Raw genomic sequence first — 16,617 nt, forward strand, 5'->3', positions numbered from 1 at the left:
CTACTTACTCAAGCGATTACTACCTCACGCCAGCAGCAGGGCGGCGGCTTTTTTGAGCGATGCCGTGGCCTGCCACTCGCGCAGGCGGGCCTGCACGGGGGCGGGCACGGGCTGGTGGGTGCGGCCTAGCAGGTCGGCGTAGGCGTCGAGCAGCTTGCGGGTGTTGCGCGGGGGCTCGGCGGGGAGCTCGGGCAGCAGGGCGGCCAGGGTTTGGGTGAGCACGTCGTCGGTGGCCGGGTCGATGGCGCGCAGCTGGGCCAGGCCGTCGGCGAGGCGCTGCACGGGTACAAAGCTGGCGGCCAGCAGCTTGCCCAGCGTCGCGCCCAATACTTCGGGCACCAGGCGGCGCTGGGCCACGGCGGCCAGCAGCACTTCGCGGGCCAGCGCCCGGCAGGTGGGCGCGGCGTGCGTGAGGCCCACGGCCAGCAGCACGGTGGTGCTTTCGGGGAAGCGCGGGCCGGCCCCCAGCAGCGTCGCCAGCACCTGCTCTACCACAGTGCGGCCCTCCGAGCCGGTGCTGTCGGTGCGGCAGGCGGTGCGCAGCAGGTGCCAGTGCAGCGGGGCGGGGTTGCCAGGCACCAGGGCGAGCAGAAAAGGCAGGCCGGAGCCCAGCGACTGCAGGTAATATTGCTCTTTCTGCGGCAGGCGGGCGTGCAGCGAGTAGAGCGCCAGGGGCGACGGGGGCCGCTGGCCGGGGTGCTCGGTGGCCACGGTTAGCTCAGTCCAGGTTTCGGTGATGGCGGGTTGCTCTTTGTCCCAAGGGTACGTATAGGTACGCGACTTTGCTTCGACATGCCAGGCGGGCTGCCAGGGTGCGGCCACGCCGGGGTAGTCGGCCAGGGCGCGCAGCGCGGGCAGCTCGGCGGTGGGGTAGCGGGTGCGGGCGGCCACGGCCCACAGCCAGGGCAGAACTTCGGTAAAAGACACCGACAACTCGCTGTACCTAAGTGGGATAAGCTTGCTGAGGCGCTCGCTGAAAGCCTTGACAATCGACTTGTTTTCGGGGGCGAAGCTGGGCAGGGCTTCGGCCAGGGCCGTGGGCGATAAAAACCAGTCGAGCAGCGCCCGCAACTCGGCGTGCGCCAGCTGGGGCAGCAGCAGCCGGGCGGCGGCGGCATCGGTTTCGGCGGCAAAGGCGGTGCGGGCCAGGGCCACCACCAGGTCGGCCGAATCGGGTGCCTGGCCGGCGGCTTCGTGGGCCAACAGCCTCGTTACCAGCACAGTGGGGGCTATCCAATTCGGGGCGTGGCTGGGCGTGCTCAGCAGCGGCAGGGGGGCGGGGGCGGCGGGGTGCAGGCGGGCCTCCGCCCCGGCCAGGCGCTGGCGCTCCAGGGGCAGCAGCGGGTCGGGGTGGTGGTACTGCTGGTCGGCCAGGTTGATTTTGGCGAGCCGGGGATACTCAAAATCAGCGAACCAGCTGGCCAGTAGGGCCCGGATAAAATTGCGGTACCCCACGTGGCTGCCGCCAAACCCGAGGTTGCGCAGGGTGAGGGCCTGCTCCGCCTCGGTCTGGTCCTCCAGTTCCCACGAGAAAACCTGCTGAATGTAGGGCCGCAGCTGCTGGGCGTAGCCCGCCGGAAACTGCTCCCGCAGGCGCAGCAGCCCATCGAGCCAGCGCTCAAAATCGGCCGGCTCAGCATCCTGCAACACCGGCCCGGTGAGAAACAGCAGCTCGTGCCAGTCGGCCACCGGCACGATGGCGGTGGCGGCCGAAAGGTCGGGCATAAAATCCATGATTATCTCATAATTATCATTTTTACTGGTAGTTATGTTTGCATCGGTAGTTTTCAGCCACGGCCCCAGCACGGCGCGGGCGGCCGGGGCCAGCAAGTCGGCGTAGGTAGCGATGGCGGCCGTTGCTTCGGCCGTTTCAGTGGCCGTGAGCAGGTTTTTTTTGGGAGTCAGTAGCTCGGCCAGGCCCTTGGCGGCGCGCTCCTGCACGGTGGCATCGGCCTGGGCGAGGGCGGCGGCGTAGAGCGGGGCCAGCGTGGGGGCAAGGCCGGGGCTGACTTTCAGCAACTTGCCAAAGCCCGCCAGCAGCGTTTTGAGGCCCGTTTTGAGGTCCTGGCGCGTGAGTAGGCCGTCGGCGTAGCGCAGCAGCAGCGCGGGCGCAAAGGCCGGGTCGGCCCAGAGGTCCTTGAGCTGGTCGAGGGCGAAATTAACGACCAGCGGCAGCGGGTGGGCCAGCAGCTCGGTGAGCTCGCTCTGGCGGGCCAGGCGCTCGGCCGGGGTAGGTTCGAGGCTGCTAAACAGGTTCTTAAACCAGGTGAGCAGGGGCCGCCGGAAGTCGCGGCGCAGCGCCAGCAGGCTGCGCGTGAGCAGGTCGGCCCGCTCCACGTGGCCCGAGGCCACCAGCTGCGGCAGCAGCGTGAGCCAGGTGATGGACCCCAGCTTTTCGCCCAGGTAAACGGCCGCCGAGTCGGCCGGCGTGTCGTAGTCGAATAGCAGCGGCAGGTCGCGCGCCAGCAGGGTGGCATCGGCTTGCAGCTGGCTTAGCAGGAAGGCCGCCAGGCCCTTGCCCCGCTCCTTGTTGGTGTGGTTGTAATGATTGGGGCGGTTGGCCAGGCTTTGGGCAAACAGCCAGGGGTCGTAGCCGACCAGCCCCTCGGCCTCCAGCTCGCGCAGCAGGGTGTAGCGCTGGTTTTGCCCGGCGCGCGACTGGCGCACCAGCAAGTCGGTGAACCAGGTGGGCCGGCTGTGGCGCATTATGGTCATAAAGTGCTCTTTATAACCCCGGTTATCCTTGCCATTGTCGAGGTCAATGTTCCAAGGCAGGTCGAAGCTGCGGCCCATTGCCTCCTGCTTGGAGTAGGTGGCCAGCCCGGCCAAAAAGAGCTGGGTTTCCCGGTGGCGCAGCTTCTTCGCCTCCGGGCTGTCGTTGCGCCAGTCGTTTATTTCCTTGTAGAGCGCCTTGTTTTGGAGGCGCACCGCCACCAGGTCTTTCTTATCGAGGTGCAGCAAAAAGTCGATGAGCGCCGGCATGGGCTGGTGGCGCACGAGCTGGTCAAAGGTTTCCACAACGGAGGCAGGAGTCATAGCAGGTATTTAAAATGCTGATTATAAATAAATTAGCCTGGAAGTAGCAAGCGGCGCGAATAGCGAGCGGACAGTCCGCAGCCCGCCCCTGCGCATTGCCGCTAAGCCGCGTGCTGGGCCAGCAGCGTCCGGCTGATTTTGCGCAGACTCGCCGTGGCTTGCCACGCGCCGAGCTGGGCCTGCACCGGCGCGGGCACGGGCTGCTGGGTGCGGGCCAGCAGGTCGGCGTAGGTTTCGAGCAGCAGGCGCAGCTTGGGGAGCGGGGTGGCGGGCAGCTCGGCCAGCAGGGTGGCAAAAAGCTGGCTCAGCACGGCATCGGCGGCGGGGCTGCTGGCGCGGGTCTGGGCCAGGTTTTTGGCCAGGTGGCCGGCATCCGCAAAGTCGCCGGCCAGCATTTTGCCCAGCACCCGGCCCAGCGCGGCGGGCACCAGGCGGCGGTGCTTGGTGGCCGCCAGCAGCACTTCCACGGCCAGCGCATTCTGGTAGCCCAGGGTGCGGGCCAGCAGCAGCGTGGCCGCCTCCTCGAAGCATGGCCCCGGCCCCAATAAGCTGGTAAGCGTGGCCGCCGACAGGGTATCCGTATTGCTTATGCGCAGCGTGTGCCAGTGCAGCGGGGCGGGGTACTGGGGCAGCAGCGCTCCCAAAAAGGGGTAATCATCGGCCAGCGCTCCTGCATAATTATCGAGGTTTACGAAGGGCTCAGCTGCTTCCAGCGGTACGGTGGCGGCCAGCGAATATAGGAGCGTGGGGGGCACGGGGGCCGGCGTGAGGGGCAGCGCCAGCAGCACCGCCGTCCAGTGCTGGGTTATGTCGGGCTGGTCGGGTCCCCACGGCTGCTTGTACGTGCGCGACTGCACGCCCACCCACCAGCTGGGCTGCCAGGGATGGACTACGCCCGGCACCCCAGCCGCCGCCACGCCCGCCAGGCCCGGAAACTCGCCGGCCGGCTGCTTGGTGCGGGCGGCCACGGCCCACAGCTGCGGCAGCGCCGCGGCCAGGGCCGCCGCGCCGGCCCCTGGCGCGGGCGCGGCGGTAGGGTCAGCTAGGTCAGCTACGCCCGCCGGCAAGGGCTCGGCCACGGGGCCCAATAGCCAGGCCAGCAGGGCGCGCAGCCCGGCGTGGCGCAAGCGGGGCAGCTGAGCCAGGGCCGCGGCGGCCTCGGTGGGGTGGGCGTGGGCGGTGCGGGCCAGGGCCACGGCCAGGTCAACGGGGTGCGGCGACTGCCCAGTAGCTTCGTAGGTTAATAACCTGGTTATCAAGGCATTGGGCGATACCCAGTGCGGGGCGTGGCTGGGCGTGCTCAGCAGCGGCAGGGCGCGCTGCTCGCGCAGCAGGGTTTCGGCAAAGGCCAGGCGCTGCTGCTCGGCGGCCACCAGCGGGTCGGCTATTATCGTAAAGAGGTCTTTATAGGGATAACCCAGGCTGGAGTCGTAGCGCAGGTGGATGCCGGGCACCAGCGGGGCCGCAAAGCCCCGCGCCCAGCTCAGCAGCAGCGCCTGCACCAGGCCCGCGTGCCCCACGGCCAGCGCGGGCTCGCGGAGCAGCTCCTCGGTTTCCGCCTCGGTTTTGCCTTTGAGCTTGGGCCACAGCTGCTGCAAGTAGGGCCGCAGGGCCGGGGCGTAGTGCGGCGGCAGCCGGCTGCGCAGGCGCAGCAGGCCATCGAGCCAGCGCTCCAGGGCCAGCGCGTCGTCGTGCTTGAGCACCTGCCCGGTGAGGAAAAGCAGCTCGGGCCAGTCGGCCACTGGCACCACGGCCGTGGTGGCCGACAAGTCGGGCACGAAGTCCAGCAGCGGGGCGTAGTCGGCCGCCGTTGCCGCGCCGGCCGCCGGCGGTGCCGCCAGCCAGGGGGCCAGCAGGGCCCGCGCCGTGGCCCCCAGCTGCCCGGCTGCGTCGCCGAGGGCGGCGATAACCGCTTGTCTATCAGGGCTTGATAAAGAAGATTTTGTGGCAGCCAGCAGCGCGGCCAGGCCCTTGGCGGCGCGGTCTTGCACGGCGGCGGCGGGGTGGGCGAGGGCGGCCGCGTAGAGCCGCGCCACGGTGGGGGCCTGCGCGGGCGCGCTGCGCAGCACCCGGCCCAGGCTGGTGAGCAGCGCGACCAGGCTGGCGGCCACGTCGGGGCGCGCCAGCAGGCTTTCGGCGGGCAGCAGCAGGGCCGCCAGCCGAAAGCCGGGGTCCAGGCACAGGTCCTTGAGCTGGCCGAGGGCAAAGTTGACGACCAGTGGCAGGCTGTGCTCCACCAGCGCCAGCAGCTCGGCCTGGTGGGCCAGCTGCTCGGCTCGGGTGGGTTGGAGGCTGAGGTACAGGTTCTTAAACCACGTGAGCAGGGCGCGGTGAAAATCGCGGCGCAGCGCCAGCAGGCAGCGCGTGAGGATGTCGGCCCGGTGGAGGTGGCCGCTGGCGATGAGCTCGGGAATCAGCGTCAGCCAGGTGATGGACTCGCGGTAGGTGGGGCCCATCATCTCGGCTTCCTCGGCGCGGGTGTCGTAGTCGAAGAGCAGGGGCAGGTCGCGCGTCAGCAGCAGCGCATCGGCCCGAAACTGCGCCAGCAGGTAGTCCGTCAGGTTAGGGCGGTCGTTTTCGGCGGCGTTGCGGTAGTCGAGCCGGCGGGCCAGCGCCTGGGCAAACAGCCAGGGGTCGTAGGTTATCAGCCCTTCATCGGCCAGCGTCCGCAGCTGGGTATACGGCAGTACCTGCCCGGTAAAAGTGCGGGCCAGGCCCAGCAGCCAGTCGGTGAGCCAGGGGGGGCGGGCGTGGCGCAGCACGGTCAGCAGCGGCTCGCAGGGCCCCTGGTAGCGCTTCTGGCCGAAGGCAGCTTCCAGAAAATCGCCGTTCCAGTAGCTGCTGAAGCTGCGCTGCAACGCTTCCTGCCGCGCGTAGCTAGCCAGCCCCGCCATAAACAGCAGCGCCCAGGTTTCAGGCACGTTACCGGTGTCAAATTTCTTAGCTAACTGTTTGGTTTTCTTGCGAATGGCCACGATATCCTTGGGGTCTAAGCCCAGCAAAAAAGTGGCCATCTCGGGCAGCGGGGCCGGCAGGCGCACCAGCTGCTCAAAGATTTCGACAACGGAATCAGCCATGAGAAAAGGCAGGAAAAGCGAGGAAATGGTATTTTATAACGTACTGTTATAAAGCAACTTGCTATAATCAATCGGCCAGCGCTAGCAGCGCCTTGGCCCCCGCCTTGAGGCTGGCCACTTGCTGCCAGGCCAGTAGGTTGGGCTGGGCGGCGGGCGGCACGGGGCGGCGGGTGCGGGCCAGCAGGTCAGCGTAGGCGTCGAGCAGGGGGCGCAGGTTGCGGGGCGGGGCGGCGGGTAGCTCGGGCAGCAGGGCGTCGAGGGTTTGGCGCAGGGCGTCGTCGGTCAGTGCATCGAGGGCGCGGCCCGCGGCCAGCTGCTCGGTGAGGCGCAGGATGGGCGCCAGACCAGCGGCTAGTATGCGGCCCAGGGCATAGCCCAGCATGGCGGGCGCCAGGCGGCGCTGGGCCACGGCCGTCAGCAGTACTTCCAGCGCCAGGGCCCGGCAAATGGGCGCGTAGTGCGTGAGGCCCACGGCCAGCAGGGTGCTGGTGGCCTCGCTAAAGCGGGCGCTGGCGGGCAGCAGCGCGCGCAAGGCTTGCTGCATAACGTCGCGCCCCTCGCTGCCCACATCGCCCGTGTGGCAGATGGTGCCGATGAGGTGCCAGTGCAGCGAAGTGGGGCACTGGGGCAGCAGCGTCAGCAAAAACGGTAGGTTGGGCTTTAGCATCCATAGGTAATACCGGCGGTCGTCGAGCAAGCCCGCGTGCAGTGAGTAAAGCAGCAGCGGCGAGGGGGGCGGACCGGCCGCAGCAGGCCCCAGGCGCAGCCCATCGTCGGCCTGTGTGCTGAGCGGGCACCACGGGGCCGTCACGCCGGGGTAGTCGGCCAGGGGCGCCAGCTCGGGGAGGTTGGCCTCGGGGTAGCGGGTGCGGGCGGCCACGGCCCACAGCCACGGCAGGGCATCGGCGAGCGGCAAGCCGGGGCTGGCAGTGGCGGCAAGCTGGCCGAGGGGCACCGGGTGGCGGCTCGCGGCGGCGGCTTCGGCAGGAGCCAGAAACCAGGTGAGGAGCGCCCGCAAACCGGGGTGCTGCAAGGCGGCCAGGGCCGTGCGCGCCAGGGCGGCATCTGGGGTGGCCTGCCAGGCCGTGCGGGCCAGGGCCAGGACCAGGTCGGCTGGGCAGGGCGGCACGCCGTGGTGCTGGTAAGCTAACAGCTTCTCTACCAATGCCGTGGGCGCCAGCCAGTGCGGGGCATGGCTGGGGGTGCTGAGCAAGGGCAGCGGCGCACTGGCGCGGCCAAGCTGGGTTTCTACCCACCCGAGCCGCTGCTGCTCCAGCAGCAGCAGGGGGTCGGGCAGCTGGTAGCGCTGCAACAAGGAGACATTGGCCAGCGTGGGCTGCTGAAACCCGGTGAACCAACCGGCGAGCAAGGCTTGCAGCATTTCGGCCCGGCCATTTTCGCCCCGCCCATACGCGTAGCCCAGCACGGTGGCGGGCACTTCGGCCGCCGGTTTATCTTTCAACACCCAGCCAAATACTTGCTGCACATAGGGGAGGAGCTGGGCCGCGTAGCCGGCCGGCAGCTGCCCGCGCAGGCGCAGCAGGCCGTCGAGCCAGCGCTCGGTGGCGGCGGGGTCGTCGTCTTGCTTCAGCACCTGCCCGGTGAGGAAGAGCAGCTCGTGCCAGCCGGCCACCGGCGCGATGGCCGTGGCGGCCGAAATATCGGGGACGAACTGCGCGTTAGCCTGGTAAGTAACAGTGGCAGTGATACTTACCCCAGAATTTGCCGCCAGCCACGGCGCCAGCGCCGGGCGCGCCGCCGCGCCCAGCAACTCGGCTTGCTGGCCGATGGTGGCAGTGAGGGCGGCGATTTCGGCGGCGGCAAGCAGGGGCTTTTGGGCGCTCAGCAGCGCGGCCAGGCCCTTGGCGGCGCGCTCCTGCACGGCGGCATCGGGGTGGGCGAGGGCGGTGGCCAGCAGCCGGGCCACGGCTGGGGCGTGGGCGGGGTGTTGCGGGGGCAGCTTGACCAGGCCGGCCAGCAGGGTGCGCAGGCCGGTTTTAAGGTCGGGCCTAACCAGCAGGCTATCAGCCACAAGCAGCAAGGGAGCCAGGCTAAAGCCTGGCTCCGGCAGCAGGTCTTTGAGCTGGCCGAGGGCGAAGTTGACGACGGTGGCCTGGGTTTGCGCCAGCAGCTCCGTGAGTTCGGCTTGCCGGGCCAGGCGCTCGGCCAGGGTGGGCTTGAGGGCCAGAAAAAGCTCCTTAAACCAAATCAGGAAGGGGCGGCGGAAATCGCGGCGCAGCGCCAGCAGGCAGCGCGTGAGCAGGTCGGCCCGCTCCAGGTGGCCCGACTCGACAAGGGCGGGCAGCAGCGTGAGCCAGGTAAACGTTTCCCCGTTTTTGCCTCCGTAGAAATAAGCTGCCTGCGCCGGCGTTTCGTAGTCAAAAAACAGCAGCAGGTCGCGGCGCAGGCGCGGAAAATCGGCCCGCAGGCTTTGCAAAAAGTAGTGCGCGCAGCTTTCCCGGTCCTCCGCTTCGTCAGTATCCTGCGCGTTGTAAGTGGTGAGCAAATGCGCCGCCGCCTGCGCAAACAGCCACGGCTCATGGGGTATCAGGCCCCGGTCGAGCAGCTCGTGCAGCAGCCAGTACGGGGCCGAACGCTGCTCCCAGTCTGCCTGGCGCGCCAGGCCCACCAGCCAATCCGTGAGCCAGGGCGGCCGGGCGTGCGCCAGCACGGTCAGGAAGGCTGACTGCCCTGCCGCTGCCGCCGGGGGCCACTTATCGGCCCATTGGCTTTCAAAGCCCCGGCCCAGCGCCTCCTTGCGCGAGTAGGTAGCCAGGCCCGCCACGTACAGCATCTCGCTCTGGGCCAGGGTGATGGGCACTATCCAACTGGTTTGGTCAGGGGCCTGGTAGGCTTCCGTTAGCTCCGCTTTGAGCCGTAGTAGCTTTTGCCGCACGGGTACGATATCGGCCGGGGCCAGTTGCAGCAGAAAAGGTCCCAGTTCGGCTAGGCTTTGGTGACGAATGAGGTGCTCGAAAGTTTCGCTAGCGGTAGTCATGTGCTTAATGATGAGCTAATTATTTCAACACAGAGAGTTCCAGACCCGCTACCCAAACCGCAGCTGCGCGGCCAGAATATGCTTGCAGGGCCCGCGCTGGCCCTGGTTGCTCGTAAACCACTGGCAGGTGCAGCGCGCGGGCTCGGGGCCGCCCACCAGCACGGTGTGCCACACGTCGGTGCCGCGCACGCGGGCCTCGGTGCGGCCGCCGGCCCCCACGCCCACCAGCTGCACATCGTCGGCCGAGTCGAGCAGGGCGCGGGCGTTTTTGAGGCGCGGGTTGAGCTTGAGAATGCGGTCGGTTTTGAAGGGCAGGCGGCGGTAGAAGTAGTGGTTTTCGGCCAGGTCGAAGCCCAGCAGGCCCATCGCCGAAAGGCTGGCGCACAGCCGGTCCACGGTGCCGGGGGCCAGGTCGTGCGCCATCGCAAAAAGCGTGGGGTTAAAGGTTTCGTTGCCCCGAAACAGGTTGTTGGCCCCCGCCAGCCACTCGGCGGGCAGGTCCTCCAGCAGCGTGTCGAGCTGGTTGCCCTCGCCCGAAAAGCCCCGGTTCACGGCCGCCGACAGCGTGAGCACGAATTCGTGGCCGCCGCCCAGGGCCAGCACAAAGGCGCTGGCCTGGCCGTCGGGCGTGGCAAACACGCGCAGGCTTTCGCAGAGGGGCAGCAGGCCGTCGAGCAGCCGCAGCCGGTGCACGCCGCCCACCCGCACCGCGCCCGCGCTGGCCACCGGCGCAAAGCTGGGCCGCGGCCCACGCAGCACCAGAAAAAAGTCGCCCTTGGCCGTGCCCGCCGGCATGCTTTGCACCAGCTGCGTGGCCTGCACGCGGGTGAGGGTCATTTTTTCCTCCATCAGGGCCAGGTAGCCCTGCACGGCGGTGAGGCCCTTTATCCAGCGCTCGGGCAGCGTCACCTTGCGCTCGGTCACCTGGCCGGCGGCGCGCTCCAGGGTCACTTCCGTTTGGCCCACGGTGAGGCGCACGGGCTCGGCGCGGGCCACCCGGCTGAGGGCGTTTACCATGGGCTCGTTGAAATCGACGTTGGTGGTGCCGCTGCTCAAAAACTCGCCCTCCAGCGCGGCCGGGCCCAGGTCGAGGCGGGCGTACACGCCGTTGCACGACGAAAACGCCTCGAAGCGCAGCAGCCCCGCGCCGGCCGTCACGATGGGGTCGCGCAGGGCGGCGCTCTGCGGCACGAAGCGCGAGGCCACCACTTTGGCTAACGTGGTTAGCCCGCGGGCAGCCAGCCACGAATCGCGCAGCCGGCCCTGAAAAAAACAAGCCGCGCCGCTGGCGGGTGCGTTCTCGGCGTAGGCGGCAAGTTGCAATGCAGCGCCTTCCGGGGCGTGCGTGAGGGCCGAGGGCTGAGCGTAGGCGTAGGTGAGGTCGGACATGGCAAAGGGAAAAAGGTGTTGCTTTCGTTTAGTAAAGGTGAGCTAAATTTTTTATAATTACTAAGAAATTTGGCAAAAATAATAAAAAACAATTAGGTGGCTAAGGCTGCGGCAAGCGGCATGCGCCGTGGGCGTTCGCGGGTTACTGCTGGTTGCTAGCCCAATAGCATTATGCCGTTAGCCAGCCCACAAATGAAGTTCACAAAGCAGTACGCGGCCAATTACTCGCCCCGCCCGTTAAACGCGGGCGTGCCGGGCAACATATGGCACGCCGCTAGTACCTTGCGCGCGCCTGCTCACACCTATTTCATGCACCCTTCGGCCACCCTTCCCGAGCGCCACACCTGGGCCCGCGATGCCACGTTTCGCCTGAAAGTGCTGCTGCTTACCGGCTGGCGGCAGCTCCAGAACCTACGGCGGCCGGTGCCGCGCTTCCGCGCCTAGCCCGGCCCGCCGGCCGAAGCTGCTCCAGTACTGGCCACCTCGGCCAGCGCCCTGTGGAACCCCGACGATAACGCCGCCAACTGGCTGCTCACGGCCGGCAAGGTCGAAAACCTGCGCCGCGCCGCCCGCCGCCTGCACGGCCTGGCGGTGCCGGCCGGGGCCACGTTCAGCTTCTGGCGGCAGGTGGGCAACCCCAATTTTGGCCGCGGCTACGTGCTGGGCCGCGAAATACGGGAGGGCTGCGTGGTGCCCACCGTGGCCGGCGGCCTGTGCCAACTATCTAACGCTCTGTACGATGCGGCCCTGCGCGCCGGCTTCACCATTGTGGAGCGCCACCGGCATACCCAGGTTATCAAGGGCTCGCTGGCCGAGCAAGACCGCGACGCCACCGTGAAGTGGAACTACCTCGACCTGCGCTTCCGGGCTCCCGTGGCCTTTCGCCTCGAAGTGGAGCTGACGGCCGACCAGCTACTAGTGCGGTTTCGGGGCGAAAACCCGGCCCTCGCCGCCCCGCCGCTCCCCACCGAAGCCGCGCGCCCGGCCTCGGCGCTGCACGACTGCTACGCCTGCGGCAACGTGGGCTGCTTCCAGCACCCCGGCGAGGTGCCGCTGCGGCCCGCCACCACGCGCGCCACGTTTCTGCTCGACGAAAGCTGGCCCGAATTTGCCCAGTACGTGCGGGCCACTGCCGGCCCGGCCGATGTGGTGGTGGTGCCGCAGCCCCTCGGCCGGCCGAGGCGGGCCGGCGGACTGGCCGCCCTGCCGCTGGCGGTGGCCTTGCATAGCGCGGCCTGGCGGCGGCAGCTGGGGCAGCGGCTGGCTACTAAGCTGAGCCGCAACGTGTTTGCGCAGTCGTTGCGCGGCGATGCGCGGGTAGCGGCCGCCGCCGCCCGCCACCTGCGGCCCGACAGCACCCACCTGGTGGTGGCGCAGTCGCTGCTGCCGTTTTTGTGGCGGGCCGGGGTGTTGGGCGGCCGCACCTTCGACGTGCTGCTGACCCGCCTGCCCGCCGCGCTGCTGCACGCCCGCCTCGACGCGGCCCACGCCCGCCACCCCAGCAGCCTCACGCTGCGCGACTTCCGCGCCCCCGCCGCTTTCGTTGCGGCCGAGAGCCGCGCCCTCACCCAGGCCCGCCGCCTGCTCACACCCCACCACGAGCTGGCTAACTTGTTCAACAACAAGGCGATACTATTGGAATGGGCGCGGCCGGAAGTTTCGCCCGGCGTTGTGCCGGGTACGCGCATTCTGTTTCCGGCCTCGGCGCTGGCCCGCAAGGGAGCCTACGAAATGCGCCAGCTGGCCCAGGAGCTGCGCCTGCCGCTGGTGGTGGCCGGCCGCGCTACCGAGGGCGCTGGCTTCTGGCAGGCCGTGGCCACTACGCCCGCCGGCCCCGAGGCGCTGGCTAGCATCGGGCTAGTGGTGTACCCGGCCTACGTGGAGCACCAGCCCCGGCTGCTGCTGCGAGCGCTGGCGGCGGGCATTCCGGTGGTGGCGACGGCGGCCTGCGGCCTCGGGCCGCAGGCGGGCCTCACGCTGGTGCCGGTGGGCGACTACCCGGCGCTGCGCCGGGCGGTGCAGCAAGCGCTGGCGGGGCGTCCGGCAGCTGAAGTGAGGGGTATGATAACCGGTTGATTATTGGCTCAGTACGTTTTATTGGCTTGTCATACTTGGATGTTTAGCCTTGTAAATCCGTATCCAGGGCCGGCCGCTACGCAGCGCGCCTGTGGATAATTATGACAAATACCCCTTCTGACCCGGCTGGTTTTACTGGCTTCGTGCGCGTGCGCGGGGCCCGCGAGCACAACCTCCAAAACGTGGATGTGGACATTCCGCGCGATGCCTTGGTCGTGTTCACCGGCGTATCGGGCTCGGGCAAATCGAGCCTGGCCTTTGGCACGCTCTACGCCGAGGCCCAGCGCCGCTACCTCGAATCGGTGTCGCCCTACGCCCGCCGGTTGTTTCATCAACTATCAGTGCCCGAGGTAGATAGCATTGAGGGCCTGCCGCCGGCCGTGGCCTTGCAGCAGCAGCGCGGCGCGCCTACCACGCGCTCGTCGGTGGGCTCGGTCACCACGCTTGCCAACCTGCTGCGCATGCTGTATTCGCGGGCGGGTGATTATCCTGAAGGTCAGGGCATTATCTACGCCGAGGCGTTTTCGTCCAACACGCCCGAGGGCGCTTGCCCGCGCTGCCACGGCCTGGGCCGGGTGTACGAGGTAACCGAAGCCTCGATGGTACCCGACCCCTCGCTCACTATCCGCGAGCGGGCTATTGCGGCCTGGCCCCAAGCCTGGGGTGGCCAGAATCAGCGCGACATCCTCGTCACGCTGGGCTACGACGTGGACCTTCCCTGGCGTGACCTACCCCAAAAGGACCGCGACTGGATTCTGTTTACCGATGAGCAGCCCGTAGTGCCGGTGTATCCCGGCTACTCGCCCCAGGAAACGCAGCGCGCCGTAAAGCGCAGGGAGTCACCCAATTACATGGGCACATTTAGCAGCGCCCGGCGGCACGTGCTCTATACATTTGGCAACACCCAGAGCGCGCTCATGAAAAAGCGGGTGTTGCAGTACATGCTCAGCCAGGCGTGCCCGCTGTGCCACGGCAAGCGCCTGCGGCCCGAGTCGCTCAGCGTCACGTTTGCTGGCCTCGACATTGCCGACATGGCGCGGCTGCCCTTGCAGCAGGTGGCCGCCCGCCTGCGGCCCTTTGCCGAGGGCACGGCCGGCGCGCAAAACCACGACGCCGCCCACCCCGAGCAGGCCGAAGTAACCCGCCGCATCACCCAGGACCTGGTGGCCCGCCTGGCCGTGCTCCTCGACCTGGGCCTCGGCTACCTGGCCCTGGAGCGCAGCACGCCCACGCTCTCGCCCGGCGAGCTGCAACGCCTGCGCCTGGCTACCCAGCTGTATTCCAACCTGTTTGGGGTAGTGTACGTGCTCGATGAGCCCTCGGCCGGCCTGCACCCCTCCGATACCCAGGCGCTGCTGGCGGCCCTGGCCAGCCTCAAAAAAGCCGGCAACTCGCTCTTCGTAGTCGAGCACAACCTCGACGTGGTGCGCCAGGCCGATTGGCTGGTCGATGTCGGCCCCGCCGCCGGCGAGCAGGGCGGCCACATCCTCTACAGCGGCCCGCCCGCCGGCCTGGCGCAAGTCGAAAATTCCCAAACCCGTACCTATCTGCTTGAGCAGGAGCCGCTTGAAAAACGCATGTTGCGTGAGCCCGTGGGCTGGCTGAAGCTCACCGGGGCCACCCGCCACAACCTGCGCGGCCTCGATGTGGCCTTCCCGCTGGGCGTGTTTACCACTGTAACGGGCGTATCGGGCTCGGGCAAATCGACGCTGGTAAGCCAGGTGCTGGTCGAATTGGTGAGCGAAGCGCTGGGCCTGAAAACCGGCGAAGCCGAAGCCAGCGCCCCCGAAGCCGCCGAAGAAATCCTGGAATTAGCTGACCAGGATTCGGCTATCCAAGGCAAAATCACGGCTGGGCTGGACGTGGTGAAGCGCCTTGTGCGCGTCGACCAGCAGCCCATCGGCCGCACGCCACGCTCCAATATGGCCACCTACACGGGCTTGTTCGACCACGTGCGCAAGCTGTTTGCGGCCACGCCGGAAGCCAAAAAGCGCCGCTACGACGCCGGCCGCTTCTCCTTCAACGTGGCCAAAGGCCGCTGCGAAACCTGCCAGGGCGAGGGCTTCGTGATGGTCGAGCTGCTGTTTTTGCCCAGCGTGTACTCGCCGTGCCCCACCTGCCACGGCGCGCGCTACAATGCCAAAACGCTCGAAATCAACTACCAGGGTAAAAACGTGGCCGACGTGCTGCGCCTGACCGTGGACGAGGCCTGGGCCTTCTTCGCCGACGAGCCCAGCGTGCGCCGCGCCCTCACCGTGCTGCGCGAAGTGGGCCTGGGCTACCTGCGCCTGGGCCAGTCGGCCACCGAGCTGAGCGGCGGCGAGGCCCAGCGCATCAAGCTGGCCACTGAGTTGCAGCGCCAAGCCCGCGCCCACACCCTCTACGTGCTCGACGAGCCCACCACCGGCCTGCACCCCGCCGACGTCGAAAAGCTGCTCACCCAGCTCAACGGCCTGGTCGAAGCCGGCCACTCGGTGCTGGTGGTGGAGCACGATATGCGCGTGGTCGCCGGCTCCGACTGGGTGCTCGACATTGGCCCCGGTGCCGGCGACGAGGGCGGCCAGGTAGTGGCCCAGGGCCCGCCCGCCGAGGTGGCGCAGGCCACCGGCAGCCGCACCGCCCCCTATCTGGCGCGCTTTCTACAAGGCCAGTAGCCCCGGTCCGCCGGCGCCAGCCGGCCGACCGGTTGTCGTTGCGCATAGCCGGCCGGCCACAGGATTACCGAAGCGTGCCGGCCGACCGGGGCTTTAGCCGAGAGCCGCGCCAGTAGGCGTAGTGCGAAACCCCCGCTCCACGGCCAGCACCAGTAGCGCGCCCAGCGTGTAGGCCAGCATGTCGGCCCAGGCAAAGGAGGTGCCCAGCACGATGCGCACCACGCGCCACTGGCCCAGCCCCAGGCGGTCTACCAAATGGAAATACTGCCCTGTTTCCACCAGGTAAGAAAACAGCAGCACGCCCCCCAGCACGCGCCCGCCCGGCAGCTGGCACAAGCCCCTCACCAGGCAATACAAAAGGATGGTGACCAAAAAGTCGCCCACGTAGGGCCGCACCAACTGGTCATTCACAAATGTGCCAATGAAAATCTCCAGCCCCAGTAAGAGCGCCGCGCAGCCTAGGTAACCTTTGTTGAAACCCAACATACAGTTGTTATTTATATTTGTTAGTTAACTTGCTTTCAGTCTGATACGCTACCCGGACGTAAGCATCGCTTACGCCGCTCGGTAGGCCGCGGGGACTTCATCCAGCGCTTTTATGCGGGCCGCGTACTCGGTAGGAAGCAGCGTATTTTTCAGCCATTGGCTGGCGGCCAGCTGCTTGGTGCGGCGGTAAAAACCCACCGCCGGGCGCAGCCACGCGCCGTTGCCCAGCGCCAATTGTGCGGCCACCGGGGGCGGCACTACCAGGCCCTGCACGCCGCGCAGCATCGCGTAGCGTACCCCGCCCAGGTGCTTGCGATATTGTAAATAGAGGTCGGCCGTGAAGCGGCTCGGGGCCAGGTTGGCGGCCAGGTGCCGGGCGCGGTCGGCGAGCCAGGCGGCGTAGGAAGTGGGCAAATCGGGCACGCCCATGCGCCGCCCGAGGCGGCAGAAAACGTCCACTATCTCCTCGCACTCGGCCGGCGTGAGGGGCCGCTCCAGCACCTCAAACGCCCGGATGGAGTAGGCGATGAGCAGGTACAGCACGTCGCGGTACGCCCAGGCCGGAATGGCCTGGCCCCGGCTGGCCTCTACCGCGCCGTGAATGGCGGCGATGCTGTCGATGGCCTTTTCGGCCCCAACCCGGTCGGCAAACACGATGCGGCGGGCGTAATCAACGGTCGAAAAGAGCCGGCCCAGCGGGTCGGCCGGCAGCCGCCCGGTGAAATACAGCCAGTCCACGGCCTTGTTGAGCGCAAACTCGGCGGCCGCCCCGGCAAAAATGAACAGCACCGTATCGGAGGTGCCCCAGATGCGGCGCACAATGGAGTTTTGGGCAACGAAGGTTTCCATAGAACTGGGCTGACAAGCAGGGGCTGGCGAACGCGGTGGGTTTTGTGGCTCA

9 protein-coding genes are annotated in these 16,617 nt (G+C 67.9%); 3 read left to right on the forward strand and 6 right to left on the reverse strand.

All coding sequences use genetic code 11. The annotated features are described in order from the left end of the window. Window positions 1–24 precede the first annotated feature (24 nt). The 4 genes from QMK33_RS11570 to QMK33_RS11585 form a co-directional block, all read right to left on the reverse strand. Window positions 25–3,036 carry a DUF6493 family protein gene (locus QMK33_RS11570; protein ID WP_283564746.1) on the reverse strand — a complete coding sequence of 1,004 codons (3,012 nt, stop codon included), beginning with the start codon at window positions 3,034–3,036 and terminating at the stop codon, window positions 25–27. 101 nt (window positions 3,037–3,137) lie between these two features. Continuing rightward, window positions 3,138–6,113 (reverse strand): DUF6493 family protein, encoded by a 2,976-nt coding sequence (locus QMK33_RS11575; protein ID WP_283564747.1) that lies wholly within the window; start codon window positions 6,111–6,113, stop codon window positions 3,138–3,140. A gap of 67 nt (window positions 6,114–6,180) precedes the next feature. Beyond that, window positions 6,181–9,111: a DUF6493 family protein gene (locus tag QMK33_RS11580; RefSeq protein WP_283564748.1), complete on the reverse strand. Its 2,931-nt coding sequence runs from the start codon at window positions 9,109–9,111 to the stop codon at window positions 6,181–6,183. 48 nt (window positions 9,112–9,159) lie between these two features. After that, window positions 9,160–10,500 (reverse strand): SWIM zinc finger family protein, encoded by a 1,341-nt coding sequence (locus tag QMK33_RS11585; RefSeq protein WP_283564749.1) that lies wholly within the window; start codon window positions 10,498–10,500, stop codon window positions 9,160–9,162. Window positions 10,501–10,692: 192 nt separating this feature from the next. Between QMK33_RS11585 and QMK33_RS11590 the strand changes: the two genes are divergently transcribed. The 3 genes from QMK33_RS11590 (at window position 10,693) to QMK33_RS11600 (ending at window position 15,230) form a co-directional block, all read left to right on the forward strand. Next, the gene (locus tag QMK33_RS11590) at window positions 10,693–10,944 is read left to right on the forward strand and encodes a hypothetical protein (protein WP_283564750.1); all 252 of its coding nucleotides are present in this window, start codon (window positions 10,693–10,695) and stop codon (window positions 10,942–10,944) included. A 111-nt stretch (window positions 10,945–11,055) separates the two neighbouring features. Further along, the gene (locus tag QMK33_RS11595; protein WP_283564866.1) at window positions 11,056–12,576 is read left to right on the forward strand and encodes a VanW family protein; all 1,521 of its coding nucleotides are present in this window, start codon (window positions 11,056–11,058) and stop codon (window positions 12,574–12,576) included. A 101-nt stretch (window positions 12,577–12,677) separates the two neighbouring features. Beyond that, complete coding sequence (locus QMK33_RS11600) at window positions 12,678–15,230, forward strand: excinuclease ABC subunit UvrA (RefSeq protein WP_283564751.1); 2,553 nt, start codon at window positions 12,678–12,680, stop codon at window positions 15,228–15,230. A gap of 93 nt (window positions 15,231–15,323) precedes the next feature. Here the strand turns inward: QMK33_RS11600 and QMK33_RS11605 are convergent, their stop codons facing one another. Both QMK33_RS11605 and QMK33_RS11610 read right to left on the reverse strand, forming a co-directional pair. Continuing rightward, window positions 15,324–15,716: a ribosomal maturation YjgA family protein gene (locus QMK33_RS11605; protein ID WP_283564752.1), complete on the reverse strand. Its 393-nt coding sequence runs from the start codon at window positions 15,714–15,716 to the stop codon at window positions 15,324–15,326. Between the two features lie 69 nt (window positions 15,717–15,785). Further along, a complete protein-coding gene (locus tag QMK33_RS11610; protein WP_283564753.1) occupies window positions 15,786–16,565 on the reverse strand; it encodes an oxygenase MpaB family protein in 780 nt (259 codons plus the stop codon). Window positions 16,566–16,617 lie beyond the last annotated feature (52 nt).

It is taken from the genome of Hymenobacter sp. H14-R3 (genome assembly GCF_030063445.1).
In the GTDB taxonomy this organism is placed as follows: Bacteria; Bacteroidota; Bacteroidia; order Cytophagales; family Hymenobacteraceae; genus Hymenobacter.